The 15,516-nt window shown below is 56.0% G+C and carries 14 protein-coding genes; 8 read left to right on the forward strand and 6 right to left on the reverse strand.

What is annotated here, in order from left to right; all coding sequences use genetic code 11:
* The first annotated feature begins 96 nt into the window (after positions 1-96).
* Positions 97-3,513 (forward strand): S-layer homology domain-containing protein, encoded by a 3,417-nt coding sequence (locus tag KIH86_RS12340; RefSeq protein WP_223086248.1) that lies wholly within the window; start codon positions 97-99, stop codon positions 3,511-3,513.
* Positions 3,514-3,558: 45 nt separating this feature from the next.
* Positions 3,559-5,910, forward strand: coding sequence for an S-layer homology domain-containing protein (locus KIH86_RS12345; protein WP_223086249.1), 2,352 nt, complete (start codon positions 3,559-3,561; stop codon positions 5,908-5,910).
* A 199-nt stretch (positions 5,911-6,109) separates the two neighbouring features.
* Here KIH86_RS12345 and KIH86_RS12350 read toward each other — a convergent pair whose 3' ends face one another.
* Genes KIH86_RS12350 through KIH86_RS12370 form a run of 5 tightly spaced genes read right to left on the reverse strand, consistent with a single transcriptional unit; the run spans position 6,110 to position 9,960 of the window.
* Complete coding sequence (locus KIH86_RS12350) at positions 6,110-6,481, reverse strand: DUF1667 domain-containing protein (RefSeq protein WP_223086250.1); 372 nt, start codon at positions 6,479-6,481, stop codon at positions 6,110-6,112.
* Positions 6,474-7,502 (reverse strand): NAD(P)/FAD-dependent oxidoreductase, encoded by a 1,029-nt coding sequence (locus tag KIH86_RS12355; protein ID WP_223086251.1) that lies wholly within the window; start codon positions 7,500-7,502, stop codon positions 6,474-6,476. The genes KIH86_RS12350 and KIH86_RS12355 overlap by 8 nt, the downstream gene beginning before the upstream one ends.
* Positions 7,489-8,967, reverse strand: a complete 1,479-nt coding sequence (locus tag KIH86_RS12360; RefSeq protein ID WP_223086252.1) for an NAD(P)/FAD-dependent oxidoreductase — start codon at positions 8,965-8,967, stop codon at positions 7,489-7,491. The genes KIH86_RS12355 and KIH86_RS12360 overlap by 14 nt, the downstream gene beginning before the upstream one ends.
* Positions 8,960-9,196 (reverse strand): hypothetical protein, encoded by a 237-nt coding sequence (locus KIH86_RS12365; protein ID WP_223086253.1) that lies wholly within the window; start codon positions 9,194-9,196, stop codon positions 8,960-8,962. Before KIH86_RS12365 ends, KIH86_RS12360 begins: the two co-directional genes overlap by 8 nt.
* A complete protein-coding gene (locus KIH86_RS12370; protein WP_223086254.1) occupies positions 9,193-9,960 on the reverse strand; it encodes a hypothetical protein in 768 nt (255 codons plus the stop codon). The genes KIH86_RS12365 and KIH86_RS12370 overlap by 4 nt, the downstream gene beginning before the upstream one ends.
* A gap of 307 nt (positions 9,961-10,267) precedes the next feature.
* On the opposite strand from KIH86_RS12370, the gene KIH86_RS12375 reads away from it, so the two are divergent.
* Positions 10,268-11,521, forward strand: coding sequence for an aspartate kinase (locus tag KIH86_RS12375; protein ID WP_223086255.1), 1,254 nt, complete (start codon positions 10,268-10,270; stop codon positions 11,519-11,521).
* A gap of 350 nt (positions 11,522-11,871) precedes the next feature.
* Here KIH86_RS12375 and KIH86_RS12380 read toward each other — a convergent pair whose 3' ends face one another.
* Positions 11,872-12,738: a YitT family protein gene (locus KIH86_RS12380; RefSeq protein ID WP_223086256.1), complete on the reverse strand. Its 867-nt coding sequence runs from the start codon at positions 12,736-12,738 to the stop codon at positions 11,872-11,874.
* Between the two features lie 260 nt (positions 12,739-12,998).
* Between KIH86_RS12380 and KIH86_RS12385 the strand changes: the two genes are divergently transcribed.
* The 5 genes from KIH86_RS12385 to spoIIIAD all read left to right on the forward strand — a co-directional run bounded on the left by KIH86_RS12385 (position 12,999) and on the right by spoIIIAD (position 15,467).
* On the forward strand, positions 12,999-13,262 hold the full coding sequence (locus KIH86_RS12385; RefSeq protein WP_223086257.1) for a YqhV family protein: 264 nt from the start codon (positions 12,999-13,001) through the stop codon (positions 13,260-13,262).
* Positions 13,263-13,346: 84 nt separating this feature from the next.
* The gene (gene spoIIIAA / locus KIH86_RS12390; RefSeq protein WP_223086258.1) at positions 13,347-14,339 is read left to right on the forward strand and encodes a stage III sporulation protein AA; all 993 of its coding nucleotides are present in this window, start codon (positions 13,347-13,349) and stop codon (positions 14,337-14,339) included.
* Positions 14,336-14,854 (forward strand): stage III sporulation protein SpoIIIAB, encoded by a 519-nt coding sequence (gene spoIIIAB / locus KIH86_RS12395; RefSeq protein WP_223086259.1) that lies wholly within the window; start codon positions 14,336-14,338, stop codon positions 14,852-14,854. Before spoIIIAA ends, spoIIIAB begins: the two co-directional genes overlap by 4 nt.
* Positions 14,855-14,867: 13 nt before the next feature.
* Positions 14,868-15,071, forward strand: coding sequence for a stage III sporulation protein AC (gene spoIIIAC, locus KIH86_RS12400; protein ID WP_038697299.1), 204 nt, complete (start codon positions 14,868-14,870; stop codon positions 15,069-15,071).
* A gap of 6 nt (positions 15,072-15,077) precedes the next feature.
* Positions 15,078-15,467, forward strand: coding sequence for a stage III sporulation protein AD (gene spoIIIAD / locus KIH86_RS12405; RefSeq protein ID WP_223086260.1), 390 nt, complete (start codon positions 15,078-15,080; stop codon positions 15,465-15,467).
* Positions 15,468-15,516: the final 49 nt, after the last annotated feature.

Below are 15,516 nucleotides of genomic sequence, written 5' to 3' on the forward strand. Positions count from 1 at the left end.
CCGCAAGCTCATACAAGTCTCACGAGTGAAGGCTGTGATGATAACTGCGGCGGCGCGGCTGTGCCCGGCCTTGATAAGGTAGATTGGAGGATGCAGATGAAGAAAAGACACCCCTTATTTAAAATATTGATGGTATTTGCGCTGCTGTTGTCCATGGCGCCGGTTGTCCCGTTTCCAAACGCTTTCGCCTATAACAACGATTCCGCTACAGGGAATAAACCGTTCCATTTTACCGGTTACCGATACAAAGATGCGCGCAATTTACAGATATGGTTTGACAAAGGCCTCCCGGCCGCCAATATTTCACCTGAGCAGTTCAGAATCTATAAAGGCTCCGACGAGACCGTCGCTCCGATGATTCCGCTGGCAGTATCGGCTTCAACAGATCACAATATGAGCGTAACCGGGCTTCCCAACGGCTCCAGCTATTTGTTGACCACCCGCACCGGGGAAACCTTCGAACCCGGGCAGACCTATACGGTCAAGATCAGCAAAACGCTGAGAGCCAACAATGGAGTTACGATCGGAGCATTTACGAATAACAGCGATGTTAAATTTTCTTTTACCGTTCCGGCCGCCGACAGCACTTATTCGACAGAGGCGAGCGGACGGACGGCAGATTACTGGATCAGCGACGGTGCCTCCGGCGTTCCCGTTGAAGGCAATCTCTGGTTCTCCATTCCGGTTCCCGCCACTAATTATGATGATGTCAAGAACGGTATGGTGTTAAAAGAGAACGGAGTGACGCTCCCGTACGATTTAACCATCGATGCGACTGCGGAAAGCGGCGCAAAGAGCTTTGCTCCGCAAGTGAACGATGACCGCACTTATTTCTTCATTCCGCTTACAGGAAGCGGGGGGGCTGTCAGCTATGATCTGTCTCTGAACACCAGCTATACACTGGATATTCCTGCCGTTCAACTGGTGAACGGAGAACAAATTCCGGCGAAGACCATTCATTTCACCACGACTGCTGCCGACGTTCCGTTAACGATGACCTCTCAGGTAACCGCGAGCGAGCAAAGCAGCCAACTGGTATTGCAGTGGTCCGCAATTTCTTTTGCAACGGGCTATAACGTCTATTACAGCAATAACATGTACTGGGATTATCACAAACTGAATTCATCCCTGGTGACGGACACCTCCTGTCCTGTAACAGGGCTGGCGCCCGGACAAACCTACTACTTCCGAGTAGCGGCGGCTAATGCCGGGGGAGAAGGGGGGATTTCGCAGACGGTATCGGCGGTAGTACCGCAGACAGCGCTGCCGCACTGGATCGGCGGAAGTCTGGCGGCCGAGAATATCGGCAAGACGGAATTGACGCTGCGTTGGAGCGGCGCGGCAGATGATACGGCCGTCACCGGCTATAATCTATACCGGGACGGAGTTCTGCTGACGCCTGAGACGGTTACCGGCGATACGTACACCGTATCCGGACTAACACCTTCAAGCACTTATTTGTTCAAGGTTGAAGCTTTGGACGGTGACGGCCATCAAAGTACGGACGGGCCGGCAATATCCGCCACTATGATGTCGGAGGACGGCAATGTGCCCGGATCTTCGGAGGGAACCGGCGGCACAGGCGGCACAGGCGGCACAGGCGGAACAGATGGTACCGGGGGCTCGGGCGGTACTGGCGGAACAGGCGGTACCGGGGGCACAGGCGGTACAGGCGGTACTGGCGGTGGCGGCGCCATCAGTGATACCTCCCCGCCGGAATTTCCTGCGGGCAGTTCGTTTAACGCCACGAAAACCGGCCAAATGGAGGCGGATCTCAACTGGACCGCCGCATCGGACAATGTAGGAGTTACCGGCTACCGGATCTATATTGACAACAGTTCCTCGCCCGCATACAGCGTGAGGAATGTTACCAGCTTCCACGCCGCCGGTCTTCCGACCGGTCCGCATCAATTGACGGTTCAGGCGGTTGACGCGGCGGGCAACATCAGCTCCAATGGTCCAAGCGGCCAGCTCGGTGGCGATTCTGACAAAGCGTTTGCGGTGACGATGAGCGCGATAAGTAAAGAGCCAGGAAACACCGTGCTTCAGTTCGATTTTACGAATGGCATTGATTTTAATTTGAACGATGTCCTTGCCAAGATCAAGGTTTACAAAAAAGGCAGCAGCCAGTCAATCTCTTATTCCTCGCAGAACTATCTCAAACAGGGGACCGACTGGGAGCCCGGAGTCGAGAAGCTTCGGCGGCTGACTCTGACCTATAACAATCTGGAGAAGGATACGGCGTATACCGTGGTCGCATCGGCCGGTATCACCGCCAACAACGGGAATACGCTCGGGCATGATTACACCTGGGATTTCGCAATCGGCACACCGGCAGATTCACCCGCAGGCGGCGGAAAGGGCGAGAAGGAGGTGCTCTCCGGCGAAGAAGAGCTGATACAAAACGCAGTGACTCCCGATGAGGTGGGGGAAACCGTAAAGAGAGCGGATCAGGCTATCGTCTTGAAGCTTGACCCTGACAAAGCCTTCAAATTGATCGACGGCTCTGACCGATCTGCGTTGGCTGTCAATCTGACATCGCTTAGGACTGTACAAAGTGCAAGCATCGGCATTGAGATTCCCAAAGAGCTGTCCGTCAAGCTGATTGCGGCACACAAGCCGGTGATTGTGCAGGATGGAACGGTGTACTGGCGGATTCCGGAAACTGGCCTGGATAAAACTGTTGATATGACCTTTATTGCGGCTTATCCCGATCTCACATCCATTTCGCCCGTTCCGGATTTTCTTGATACTGCAAAAGCGTATCACTTCATCATTGAAGCGAATGGCGTCGCGGTCCGTCTGACGGGTACACCGACAACAATATCTATACCTGCGACTTTGGAGAAGCTCCTGGGAATATACAAGCTGAATGAACAGGGCAGCGCCTGGGAGTATGCGGGCGGAAAAACTGAAGGCAACCGTCTGACGCTGAAAGTCGACCGATCTGGCTCCTATGTGTCAGGAAAATGGAATCGGACGTTTGCGGACACCGCAGGGCATTGGGCGAAAGATAATATCGATATCATGGCAGCCCGTATGGTCGTAACCGGAGTCGGCGGGACCAAATTTGCACCGAACAGCAACATCACGCGGGCGGAGTTCGCCGCGCTGCTGGCCAGAGCACTGAAGCTGGATTCTTCGGGAGCTGGGGCTGCGTTCTCTGATGTGAAGAGTGGAGCCTGGTATGCGGATGCAGTGAAAAAGACCGCTGGTGCCGGACTCATTCAAGGGAATGGAGGACGCTTCGAGCCGAACCGGACCATTACGCGCCAGGAGATGGCGGTTATGATTAACAGGGCCTGCACCGCCGCCAAAGTAACAGGAACAGTGAAAGCGGCGGATTTCAAAGACAAGAGTGACATTGCCGCATGGGCGGCCGACTCGGTCGGCAGCGTCTACGGATTGGGCCTTATCACCGGAAGACAGGATGGCCGGTTTGCCCCCAAAGAGCCCGCGACCCGCGCCGAAGCCGCAACGATGCTGCTTAAGCTGATGGACAAACTGGGGTAGTGGAGCAGTGCAAGGATCGAATGTCCGTAAATGAGGTGGGATTCTATGAATAAACGGGCGGTAAAAGCGGGATTCATCATGTCATCGACTGGCCGGAGCATGCTTTCAAGAGCGTGGGTGGCGCTGCTAATCGCGGTGCTGCTTCTTCCGGCTCTGATCGGCTTGTTCCCGGAGAGACTGTATGCGCTCAACAGCCAGGGAGGAAAGAATTTTCAATTTCTGGGCTATCGCTATTTGAATGAACGGCAATTGCAGCTTTGGTTTGATAAAAACTTGCCGCAGAGCAACGCTGATCCCGCCCAATTTCGCATTTATAGCGGCGCGAAGGCGGAAGGCGAAGGATTGAAGGTTGCGTCCCTGTCATCTTCCGCCGATAAGAACCAAAGTATTGCCGGTATGCCCGCCGGTTCCAGCTATGTTTTGGAGCTATCCGCCGGGGAGACTTTTTCCAAAGGCAGACAGTATACGGTTGTGCTGAGCGGAACCCTTGTCGCCAACAACAAGGTCAGTCTTGGGGCCTACCGTTCGAACGAGGATACGGTGTTTACCTTCTCGGTTCCCGTCAGTCCGAAGGTCTATACAGGAGCCGGCGATCCGGTCATTGTCCATTCGCTTCAGGATGGCGCAACCGGCGTACCGGTCGAGACGGGATTGTCCTTTATACTGGACCGGCCTGCGGCTCATCCGGAGGACGTTGCCAAAGGCATCGTCTTGAAGGAGAACGGGACCGCTCTTCCCTTGGATTCCACGCTGGATGCCGATCGGCTGACTGGCGCCGTCTGCTATGCCGCCCAGTTCACGGATGACGGCACGTTCTTCTTCCTGCCGCTCTCGGGCAGCGGAGGAACGGTTGCGTATGATTTGGGTTTTGACAAGGAGTACACGCTGCAAATACCGGACATCCGTACAGTGGACGGCCAGGACATTCCCGCCCATTCGGTCAAGTTCAGAACGACGGCGCAGGATGTGCCTCCCCCGATGAACGGAACGATCGACGCGAAATGGGACAGCGGAAATCTTCAACTAAGTTGGAGTTCGCTGGCATATACGACAGGATACCATTTGTATTCGAGCAGTGACCAATACTGGGGATTTAAAAAAGAGAGCGGTGCGCCGATCAGCGGCAACGCTTATACCGTTACCGGGATAATCCCGGGCTCCAGCCGGTATTATCGGTTGACCGGCGTAAACGACGCCGGTGAGGGCGGGATATCGACCAGTATCCACGTTTCCGTATCAGCCTCCGGAGAGGCAGCCGTTGAAGTAGGCACGGTAGCCTCCTCGCAGGGAACGCAGTCGAACAGTCTGTTGAACGCCGGAGCGGATGGTGTTCCCCGCGTGGATGCGGCGAAAGCGGAGGCTCTGATTCGGGATGCTACAATGGCACAACTGGAAGCCGATGTGACAGGCTTTTCCGAATCGAACGACAATGCGAAGGAGGTACGGGTGCCTGCCGCGACCCTGACCTTGCTGAAATCCGCCGGGAAGCCGTTTGTGTTGAAGGACAGCTCTCGTTCTGTATTGGTGCCGTCCGTCGCGGTGCCGGATCAATATGCCTGGACGATCGGGTTATGGAAGCCGTCGGAAAGCTCGCTGCCTTCGAAGCCGAAGGATACACAGAGCAGACAGGTGATTGCCCTGAAATCACTGTCCGGAGATGCGTCGCTGTATGATATTCAGTCTCCGATTACGATTTCGCTGCCGATTCCCGAAGGGACGGTTGATCCTGCGAAGCTTGTCGCCTATGCGCTTGACGCTGATGAAGGGCGCTGGGAATACGCAGGAGGCGATGTCACCGACACCGGGATCACATTCCGAACCGATAAATATACGGCTTATCTGCTAGTCGAAACGGGGAAATCCTTCAAGGATCTTACCGGACATTGGGCAAAGCAGGCGATCGAGGTTATGGCGGGACGCCAAATCGTCAACGGAACCTCGGCGGATCGGTTCAGCCCGCAAAGACCGGTGACCCGGGCCGAATTTGCTGTATTTCTGACCCGGCTGCTCAAGCTTCAGACCAGCGCGGGCGATTCCGGCTTCAAGGACGTGAAGGCGGGGGACTGGTTCGCAGGTGAAGCCAAAGCGGCCGCGGCAGCGGGGATTATCCAGGGAGACAGCGGTAAATTCCGCCCCGGCGACCGGATTACCCGGCAGGAAATGGCCGTTATGGCCATGCGGGCGTACAAGCAATCCGGGGGCGGCGCGGTGACGGGCCAGATGCCTTTCACGGATAAGAGCAAAATCGGCGCCTGGGCGTTGGAGAATGTTGGCGAAGCGTACGCGCTCGGACTGATCCACGGGATGCCGGACGGCCGTTTCGGCGGCGAGCAGGAGGCCACCCGGGCGGAAGCCGTAACGATGCTGAACCAATTGATGCATCTATTGCATCTATAACAGATGGAGAGCTTTATGGCTCGATAAGCCAAAATGAACAAAGGGAGACGACTGCGGTAAATCCGCTGTCGTCTCCCTTTGTTACAGGCTTTTCACGGTGATGAAAGGCCTATTAGGGTTAACTATGGCTTATGCCATTTGTAATTTCTTGGCCGTTGGTTTGGATACCCCATAGAGCCGGTTCAATCCACTTCGTTGCTCATTGCTTGCGTCCAACGCTTTTGGAGCTGATGACATCGCTGCCAGAGCCGAATATATTGGCGATCAGCACCTCTCCCGCCACTACCGGGGCTTCCGGAGCCAACTGCTTGACCTGAGCCATCCAGTCGCGAATAAGTCCTTTGGGCACGGGCTTGCTGGAACGGACCGGCAGACGTGTGCAGCCGCCGTTCTTAACCGGAACGGTCGTCGTCAAGGTGCGCGAGGGAGACAGTGTCTCCTGTATCGCGAATGCTCTGCCCCGGTCGCAGTTATATCCGGACACATAGGTTACGAGAGTTTCGATCGAGGAGACCTCGATAGAACATTCTTTGGGACAGATAATACAGGTCTGAACCGTTATATTACTCATGGTGCAGCCCCCTTTCATTCCGGTCTTGTGCAGCAGAGGCGGTGGAACGGTGATTGAAGATAAAGTCGGCGGCGGAACGGCCCGCAAGCTGCCCCTGAAGACTTACTGTATCGGCCAGATCGTAGATGCGAACGGCATTTCCGCAGGCGAATATGCCCTCGACACCACATTGCAAATTCTCATTGACGAGCAAGCCGCCCTGTGTTTCATGGACGGGAATCCCGGCCAGCACCGCCAGCTCGGTTTCCGGGATCAGGCCGACGGACAGGAGCAGAGTATCGCAGGCGACATGCACAGACTTGCCGGGCAACGGCTGCAGATTCTCATCCACCTCCGAGAGAACGACGCCTTCCAGACGGTCCTTGCCGAGAATGGAGGTGACTGTGTGGCTGAGCAGCAGGGGAATGCCGAAGTCGTCCAGACATTGCCGCACATTTCGCTTGAGCCCGGATGCAGCGGGTCGCGCTTCGGCCACGGCGATCACCTCGCAGCCTTCCAGTGTCAGCCGCCGGGCCATAATAAGACCCACATCTCCGGAGCCGAGAATCAATGCGCGTCTTCCAATTATATAGCCCTCTTGGTTGATGAACCGCTGGGCGCTTCCGGCCGTGTACACGCCCGCAGGGCGGTCGCCCGGGATGCCGACGGCCTCCCGGGTCCGTTCCCGGCAGCCGGTTGCCAGGATCAGGGCGTCCGCCTCGATCTCGAAATAGCCGTCTTCGGGGTTGACGGCTTTGACCCTACGGTCACGGCTGATTTCAAGCGCCGTCGTATCGGTCTTGACGACAATATCCGTGGCGCCAAGCCGATCCATGAACCGCTCGGCGTACTCGGGTCCCGTGAGCTCCTCGTTGAAATACTTCAGCCCGAAGCCGCTGTGTATGCACTGCTGTAGAATGCCGCCCAGCTCCGGTTCGCGCTCCAGCACAATGATGTCCCGAACGCCTTGCTCCCGGGCTTCCAGGGCGGCGGCCATTCCCGCCGGTCCTCCACCGATAACGGCCAGTTCAAACCGTCTCATCCCAAATCCTCCCGTATGCGCTATGGACTGGCGGTTCGGCCAGTATTTCCGAGCCTTTATTCTCCATCAGTATCTTGTTCATGTTGCCATCCAGTTCTTCAGCTAGCAGGCGGACGACCCGTGGTTCGCAAAAACCGCCTTGGCACCTGCCCATTCCGGCACGTGTTCTGCGCTTGATTCCGCCTGTGGAGCGCGCACCGGGGACGCGGCGGATGGAATCGCGGATTTCTTCTTCGCTCACCGCCTCGCAGCGGCAGACGATCCGTCCATAACCGGGATGCTCGCGGATCAAGGCATTCTTCTCGCTGTCAGACAGGGAGGAGAACGGAAGCATATCGCCCCTTCCGGGGATGAATGCCGCGTTCGGCTCCAGCGTCCGGCCTGCCCTGGCGAAGAGGTCGCCCACCATCCCGGCGATATGGACGGCGATAGCGGGTGAGCAGGTTAAGCCGGGATTGTTGATTCCGGCCGCCATAATAAGGCCGGGCATGGACTGTGATTCCTCGATCAGAAAATCGCCAAGGCTGCACTTGGCCTTCAATCCGGCGAACGTACGGATAATCATCCGCTCCGGTACCCGAGGCGCTATTTTGCGTGCCGAATGGAGCAGCTTGGCTGTCTGGGCGGCTGTCGTCTCCCGCGCCGAGGCATTCTCGGCCGGCTCCATAATCGGGCCGATCATGACGTTGCCGTGTACAGTGGGGATTAGAAACACGCTTTTTTCCTTTTCGGATTTGCAGTGGGCGACAATATGGCTGACCTGGAAATCAGAGTTTCGGTCAAGCACAGCATATTGGCCCCGTTTTGGCAGGATTGTAAAATGATTGGACCCGCTCATCGTGTTGATCGATTCCGAATGCACCCCGGCACAGCTGATGACGGCTCGGCAGGCGAAGTTTCCATCTATGGTCGATACGATAATTCCGTCAGCTTGAGAGGTCAGACCGGTCACTTCCGTATTGGTCATCACCTGAACGCCGTTCATGGCTGCGTTCTCCGCAAGCGCGAGACACAGCTCCCACGGATCGACGAGCCCGCATCCCGGATTTAACAAGGCGGTACGCACTTTGCCATTCACGTTCGGTTCCCGCTGAAGAATTTCGTCCCTATCGATCAACCGGGCTCCCTTGATACCATTCTTCACTGCCCTGGCATGCAGCTCGCGAATGGCCTCATCGTCCTCATCATCAAAGCCGACGATCAGCATATCTGTAGGCTTGAAGGCTACCCCCAGTTCCCTGCACAGCGGCTCGAATAGCTGTCTGCCTCTTAGCGTAAGCCTGCCCTTCAGCTTCTCCGCTCGGGCGGTGTGTCCGTTGTAGACGATGCCGCTGTTGGCCTTGGTCGCTTCATTCGCGATCTCATTGTTCTTCTCCAGCAAGAGAATCCTAAGATCATATTTGGACAGTTCCCTTGCGACGGCGGTTCCTATGATGCCCGCTCCGATAATGGCGATATCATACATTCTGGAGGCCACCTCTCTCAGGAGCCATGCAATCGAAGGAACGGCTTGTCCAACGGCGGAAAAAACAGTTCAGGCATGAGACTTCCTCGTCGTCCGCCCATTCCTCTTCCAAATCCGGATGGAAGGAGGAGCAGAGTGCGGCTGTCCCAGCCGGGTTCTCCCGCATAAGATTCTCTTGTAGCTGATCATCCTGCATCAAATCCTGCCGCAGCCCGTCCGGCCCGCTCATCGTGCTGCCCTCTGGCCAAGATGTATATGCTCGCGGGAGCAGGTCTTCCATACTGATGAACCATCCTTGCCCTCATCTCTTTGGACGGGTATGACCGCTCTGCCCCCTGATAAAATCGATTTGACCATCTGCCCGAGCATAACGGGCTCATGATCTTCAAGCAGTCGGCCATCCGGGTCCTGAACGGCATCGACCTTCGCCAGATCCCGCAGACGCGCCGCAGTCAGCACCTCACCGGGCTGGCCGACCTTATGTCTGCTCTTGAATGCCCCGTCGTTGCCGCCCAGCCGCAGTCCCGCTCCCGCCAGAGCGCCGATCACGCCTTGTCCGGTGCCGCCGTGCTCTGTAAGATGGATGCCCAGCCCTGCGGCAAGACGATAGGCATCGTCTTTGGTCAGCACCTCCCGTTTGGCGCGGTATCCGAAATCGATCAGCGGCTTAACGTCCGCCAGCTGCTCGACCACGGCGATGCAGAGGCCGGGATCGGCTTTGGGTTCGCTCTCGCTTGCGAGATAGAGGGAGCTGAATCGGATCAAATCCTGCAAATACCGGGGCTCGATCTCGGCCTCGAAGCACATGGAGCTGTTATGGGAGGTATAAGGGATATCTTCGTGAAGAAGAAGCTGATGCCTGGTGATGCGGGAGGAGGTCCCCCAGCCCATCTCCTTGACTGTCCGGGCGAGATGCTGTGCCAAATCGCCGGTCCCTTTGCTGCCTTTTGTCGTGATATCGTCCGTGTCGTCAATGCTGACTATAATTCGCATAGGTCCCCCTTCCGGCAAGAAGCCGAAGTCTTAGATTTGAATATAAATGGTTATAATTAAATATACATTATATGATGATATCTGGTGAATGAAGTATATTACATGATGATTGGCACAATATCGTAAGATATGCAGCTGCCAAACATACAGATTATAGAGAATAGGTTGGGAGAATACGAATGAGGCGCGAACAAGATCCTCATTTTTTTGCAAAATAATTCACGCAACGGGTCACTTTCGTATTATACTGGTTTAAAGCGGGAAACCGAGTTTTTACATAGAACTGAAGTTGGGAGTGAATGTAGTTTTGTCACTTTATGTTATGAAATTCGGAGGAAGCTCCGTTGGCGATACCGAGAGAATGAAGCGGGTTGCCAAACGCATTGCGGATAAGCAGGATGAAGGCCACAAATGTGTTGTGGTTGTGTCCGCCATGGGAGATACCACCGATGATTTGATCGATCAAGCGAAGCTGCTGAGCAGCGCGCCTCCTGCCCGTGAGATGGATATGCTGATGGCCAACGGGGAGCAAATCTCCATTGCGCTGCTGTCTATCGCACTGAGCGGCATCGGACGGGAAGCCGTTTCGTATACAGGCTGGCAGGCGGGCTTCCGGACGGACCCTACACATGGACGCGCCCGGATTAATGAGATTGTGCCGCGGCGTGTGCTGGAAGCGCTGGAGAAGAACAAAATCGTCATCGTCGCCGGTTTCCAGGGTATGACCATTGACGGTGAAATTACGACGCTTGGACGCGGCGGCTCCGATACGACGGCTGTTGCGCTGGCGGCTGCCATCAAGGCGGATGTGTGTGAAATCTACACCGACGTTGACGGCGTCTATTCCACCGATCCGCGGATCGTGAAGAATGCCCGCAAGCTGAATGATATCTCATATGATGAAATGCTGGAGCTCGCCAATCTCGGCGCCGCTGTTCTCCATCCCCGTGCGGTGGAGTATGCGAAGCGGTACCAGGTGAAGCTGGTTGTGCGGTCGAGCTTCAATTATAATGAAGGCACTGTTGTGAAGGAGGAAGCAAGCATGGAGCAGGGAGTGGCGGTCAGCGGGATCGCTTATGATAAAAATGTAGCCCGGATCAGCATTTCCGGAGTTGCGGATGTACCCGGGGTACTGGCCCAGGTATTCGGCAGGCTTGCCTCGGAAGGCATCAACGTGGATATTATCGTACAGAGCGGGGTTCAGAACGGAGAGGCCGACTTCTCCTTCACCGTCTCCCTGGATGAGATGGAACGAGCGAAGGAAGTGATCCGGGCAATTCGTGAAGAGCTTCCTTACCGGGATGTTACTTCGGAAGACAATCTCGTCAAGATTTCCATCGTCGGCGCGGGCATGGTCAGCCATCCCGGCGTAGCGGCGCAGATGTTCGAAGTGATTTCGGGCCTTGGTATCAGCATCAAGATGGTCAGCACCTCCGAAATCAAGGTCTCCTGCGTAGTGGAAGCCGGTCGCCTGCAAGAGGTTATCCGGGCGCTGCATACGGCTTATGAGCTGGATACCGAGGATCAGGTCTTTGTAGGCGGTCCCCAGGATCGCCGTTAAGCAGTTAATCAAGCCCCGAATTCTAATGATGATAATAAGGCTCACGGCGTCCTGGGACGCTGTGAGCCTTTTGCATATGACAAGAACGATGCATGATCAGCGATTGTCATGATATGGGGAAGACCGGTTCCGGGGGATGGATGCCTGCGAAACCGGTCTTTTTTTGTGCAATTCGCATCAGTGTCCGGATGAGAACTGCTGCTCTTGTGATCCCATCACTTCTCTCGCTTCACCGCCCCAAAAATCATTCTATCTTCCTCCGGTTGAACCGTTACCCGGCATAAGTGTCAAGGGTCTCCTTGGTCTGGTCTGACCGACTGCTGCTTTCGCGCACAGCCGCAGCAATAATATCAGGCCAGACGCTTGAATCTGCCGAGAATCTCGACCGTCTCCAGCACGTTTACGAAAGCGGATGGGTCCACCGACATCACTGCTTTGCGCAGCTCAGCCAGTTCGTAACGGGTTGTCACGGTCATCAGCATCGTGTTGCCCTCATGGCTGAAGCCGCCTTCCGTGTTGACGACCGTAACGCCGTGGGGCAGCTGGTTGAGCCGTCCGAGCATCTCGTTCTTGTGCTTGGTAACGATGAAGCAGGTCAGCTTGACATGCCGGATATGAATCAGATTGACGACCCTGCTCTTGACGAAGACACACAGCATGGCGTACAGCGCGGAATCCCAGCTCTTCATGAAGCCGAGCGTCAGAATGACGACTCCGTCCAGCACGAACAGCACCGTACCCATTGGCACGTCTCGCTTGCGGGTAATGATGGAGCCCAGAATGTCGAAGCCTCCGGATGACCCTCCGGCGCGAAGCGAGAAGCCAACGCCTGCCGCGATGATCACCCCGCCGAATATGCTGGCCAGGATCGGGTCCTTGGTTACTTGAACCTGGGGGATGATGTTCAGAAACCAGGTGGTGGAGGCGACGCAGAGCATGCTGAGTCCGATGTATTTTTTGCCGACAGCGATGAAGCCCCAGATCAGCATCGGCAGGTTGATCGCGAAATAGATCGCGGAAATGTACTTGGGGTTCGTCAAATACCCGATGACGGAAGCCGCCCCGGCAACTCCTCCGCTGAGCAGCTGGTGGGGAATCAGAAACAGCTTGAGTCCGGCTGCGACCAGCAGGGCGGAAAATACGGTTACTGCGGCGTCACGGGCCGTACGTGTCAGATTTACGGCGGTGGTTGACAAGGTCGAAGTGCGTGTAGGCATAAAAGCAATCCTTTCTGTTTGTGGATGATAGAGTCGATATCCAAAAAATATTTTATCACACTGAATATTTTTTTCTATCATTATTTTTGTGAAAAATATCCGCCTTCATTGAAATAGGTTGGTTTACCTTTCGCGCTTTTATGCCCGTTGTCCCATTTTTCGAAAACCGGCCTGTCTAAATTGTGATCAAGCCGCATATCCATGAACAGATAGCGTGAGGCCGGAACTGCCGGAATCTGAAGGGAAAGGAGTGAAGCGGGATGGACAAGTATGTGAGCTGGATGGCCGGATTGCGGACGCTGTCCGGAAGCTTGGAAATTATCGCTGCGCTGATCATGTTAAGACTTGGTCGGGTGGACAGGGCGCTCGCCGTGAATTCGGCGCTGGCTCTTGTCGGACCGACGGTGCTGATCCTGACGACAACAATCGGCTTGTCGGGCATGGCCAGAGAATTATCGCCGGGGAAGCTGGCATGGGTCTTTATCGGCGTGGCATGCCTCTTATTCGGCATTTTGAAGAAATGATAGATTGGTAGGCATATAGAACGGCGTACAAGCATAAATATGTAGCAAACCATCCGACAGAAGCATGATTTGGGGGGACGGTCTATGGCTAACGAATGGCTTCAATTATTTCCCGAAAAAGTGAGAGCCGCGCTTTCCCGTCTTCCGATCCAATTGCTGGACAAGGTGGAGGAAATCCGCCTGAGGGAAGGCCGGCCGCTAGAAATCAACTATGAAGGCCGCTATGCCTTTGTGAATGCCGCCGGTGGCCTGACTTCGGATACAGCGGACGCTTACAGGCCCGACCGGGAGGACAGCCACCGGATGCTTGACCTGATCAGCAATCATTCACTCTATACGATGGAAGAAGAGCTTCGCAAGGGATTCATCACCATTCCGGGCGGACACCGGATTGGACTGGCCGGCCGGGCGGTGCTTAGCGGCGGCAGCGTAGGCCATCTTCGCGACATCGCCGGCTTCAACATCCGGATTGCCCGGGAACTGCCCGGTGTCGCCGACCCGGTGCTCCCCCATCTGCTGGACTCGGGCAGCCGGCGGGTGCTGCATACACTGATCATCTCTCCGCCTCAGCATGGCAAGACGACGCTGCTCAGGGATCTTGCCCGGCAAATCTCGTACGGGGTCCCATGCAGCGGTGGACGACGGCCCGGCTTCAAGGTCGGCATCGTGGACGAGCGTTCCGAAATTGCAGGATGCCGAAGAGGCGTTCCCGCCTTCGATATCGGTCCAAGGACGGACGTCCTGGACGGCTGTCCCAAGGCCGAGGGCATGATGATGATGATCCGGTCTCTATCGCCGGATGTGCTGATCGCCGACGAAATCGGTCGCCCGGAGGATGCCGAGGCAGTCATGGAGGCTCTGCATGCCGGGATCACCGTCCTGGCGGCTGCACATGGCCGTGAGGCATCGGAGCTTGGCATGCGGCCCGGACTTGGGCGGCTGATCGAGATGGGGCTGTTCGAACGGTATGTCATCCTGAACCGTTCGGGCGGGGAACTGAGCTGCCGGGTGCTGGACGGCAGGAAGCGTCCGCTTCTGGCGGTTCCGGGAATCCGGTCAGGGGTGCGGGAGTCATGATCAAGCTGATTGGCGCCATTCTGATTCTTGTATCGGCGACGCTCGGGGGCTTCACCGCAGCCAGACGCTATGCGGAGCGGCCCCGCAGCATCCGGGGACTGATTGCAGCGCTGCAGCGGCTGGAGAGCGAAATCACGTACGGCTATACGCCGCTGCCCGAGGCGATGGGACGGATTGCCGCCCAGTCCCTGGAGCCGCTGCGGAGTCTGTTTCTGGACATTGCGGACGATATGGGCGAGCCGCATAACCGGACTGCTCGCGAAGCCGTGGAGCGGGCGGTTCGCACCCACTGGCAGGCGACCGCGATGAAGGCCCCGGAACGCGAGAGTCTCCGCCAGCTCAGCTTCACACTGGGGGTCAGCGACCGGCAGGATCAGGCGAATCATATCGCCCTTGCGCTCCGGCAACTGGCACAGGAGGAGCAGGCGGCCCGGGAGGAACAGGGCAAATACGAAAAAATGAGCAGAAGCCTAGGTGTTCTTCTGGGGGCGCTCATCGTCATTCTGATCTTTTAGCGAGGTGCCAGGGATGAATATCGAAGTGAATGCGATCTTCCAAATTGCCGGCATCGGCATCATAATCGCCATGATTCATACCGTTCTGAAGCAGATGGGCAAAGAGGACTTCGCGCACTGGGTCACCGTTATCGGTTTTGTCGTCGTCCTCTTCATGGTCGTAAGGATGCTGGACGGGCTGCTGCAGGAAATCAAAACGATTTTCCTTTTTCAATAATCCGCCATGGAAATCATTCAAATTGTAGGCGTCGGACTTCTGGCGACCGTGCTTATTCTGGTCCTGAAGGAACAAAAGCCGGTGTTCGCCTTCCTGCTGGCTACGGTGACCGGCATTCTGATCTTCATGGTGCTGCTCGGCAAAATCGGCGGTGTCATCTCCACGCTCCAGCATCTGGCGGAGTCGTCGGGAATGGAGACGGTATATATGAAGACGATCTTCAAAATCATCGGCATCTCCTATATCGCGGAGTTTGGAGCCCAAATCGTCCGTGACGCCGGGCAGGAATCGGTTGCTTCCAAGATCGAGCTGGCGGGCAAGGTGCTGATTATGACGCTGGCGGTCCCGATTATCGGCATCATCATAGAGACTGTTATGAAGCTGCTTCCGGCCTGATGTCTGTAAGATTCAAATATGCAAGGCTGAACCAATTTCCGCGAGAGGA

The sequence above is a fragment of the Paenibacillus sinensis genome, assembly GCF_019904155.1.
In the GTDB taxonomy this organism is placed as follows: Bacteria; Bacillota; Bacilli; order Paenibacillales; family Paenibacillaceae; genus Paenibacillus_AQ; species Paenibacillus_AQ sinensis.

Excerpts from the sequence above, each read along its gene's own strand:
- KIH86_RS12340 (WP_223086248.1), top strand. The coding sequence starts at position 97 with ATGAAGAAAAGACACCCCTTATTTAAAATATTGATGGTATTTGCGCTG.
- KIH86_RS12345 (WP_223086249.1), top strand. The coding sequence starts at position 3,559 with ATGAATAAACGGGCGGTAAAAGCGGGATTCATCATGTCATCGACTGGC.
- KIH86_RS12350 (WP_223086250.1), bottom strand. The coding sequence starts at position 6,481 with ATGAGTAATATAACGGTTCAGACCTGTATTATCTGTCCCAAAGAATGT.
- KIH86_RS12355 (WP_223086251.1), bottom strand. The coding sequence starts at position 7,502 with ATGAGACGGTTTGAACTGGCCGTTATCGGTGGAGGACCGGCGGGAATG.
- KIH86_RS12360 (WP_223086252.1), bottom strand. The coding sequence starts at position 8,967 with ATGTATGATATCGCCATTATCGGAGCGGGCATCATAGGAACCGCCGTC.
- KIH86_RS12365 (WP_223086253.1), bottom strand. The coding sequence starts at position 9,196 with ATGAGCGGGCCGGACGGGCTGCGGCAGGATTTGATGCAGGATGATCAG.
- KIH86_RS12370 (WP_223086254.1), bottom strand. The coding sequence starts at position 9,960 with ATGCGAATTATAGTCAGCATTGACGACACGGACGATATCACGACAAAA.
- KIH86_RS12380 (WP_223086256.1), bottom strand. The coding sequence starts at position 12,738 with ATGCCTACACGCACTTCGACCTTGTCAACCACCGCCGTAAATCTGACA.
- KIH86_RS12385 (WP_223086257.1), top strand. The coding sequence starts at position 12,999 with ATGGACAAGTATGTGAGCTGGATGGCCGGATTGCGGACGCTGTCCGGA.
- spoIIIAA (WP_223086258.1), top strand. The coding sequence starts at position 13,347 with ATGGCTAACGAATGGCTTCAATTATTTCCCGAAAAAGTGAGAGCCGCG.
- spoIIIAB (WP_223086259.1), top strand. The coding sequence starts at position 14,336 with ATGATCAAGCTGATTGGCGCCATTCTGATTCTTGTATCGGCGACGCTC.
- spoIIIAC (WP_038697299.1), top strand. The coding sequence starts at position 14,868 with ATGAATATCGAAGTGAATGCGATCTTCCAAATTGCCGGCATCGGCATC.
- spoIIIAD (WP_223086260.1), top strand. The coding sequence starts at position 15,078 with ATGGAAATCATTCAAATTGTAGGCGTCGGACTTCTGGCGACCGTGCTT.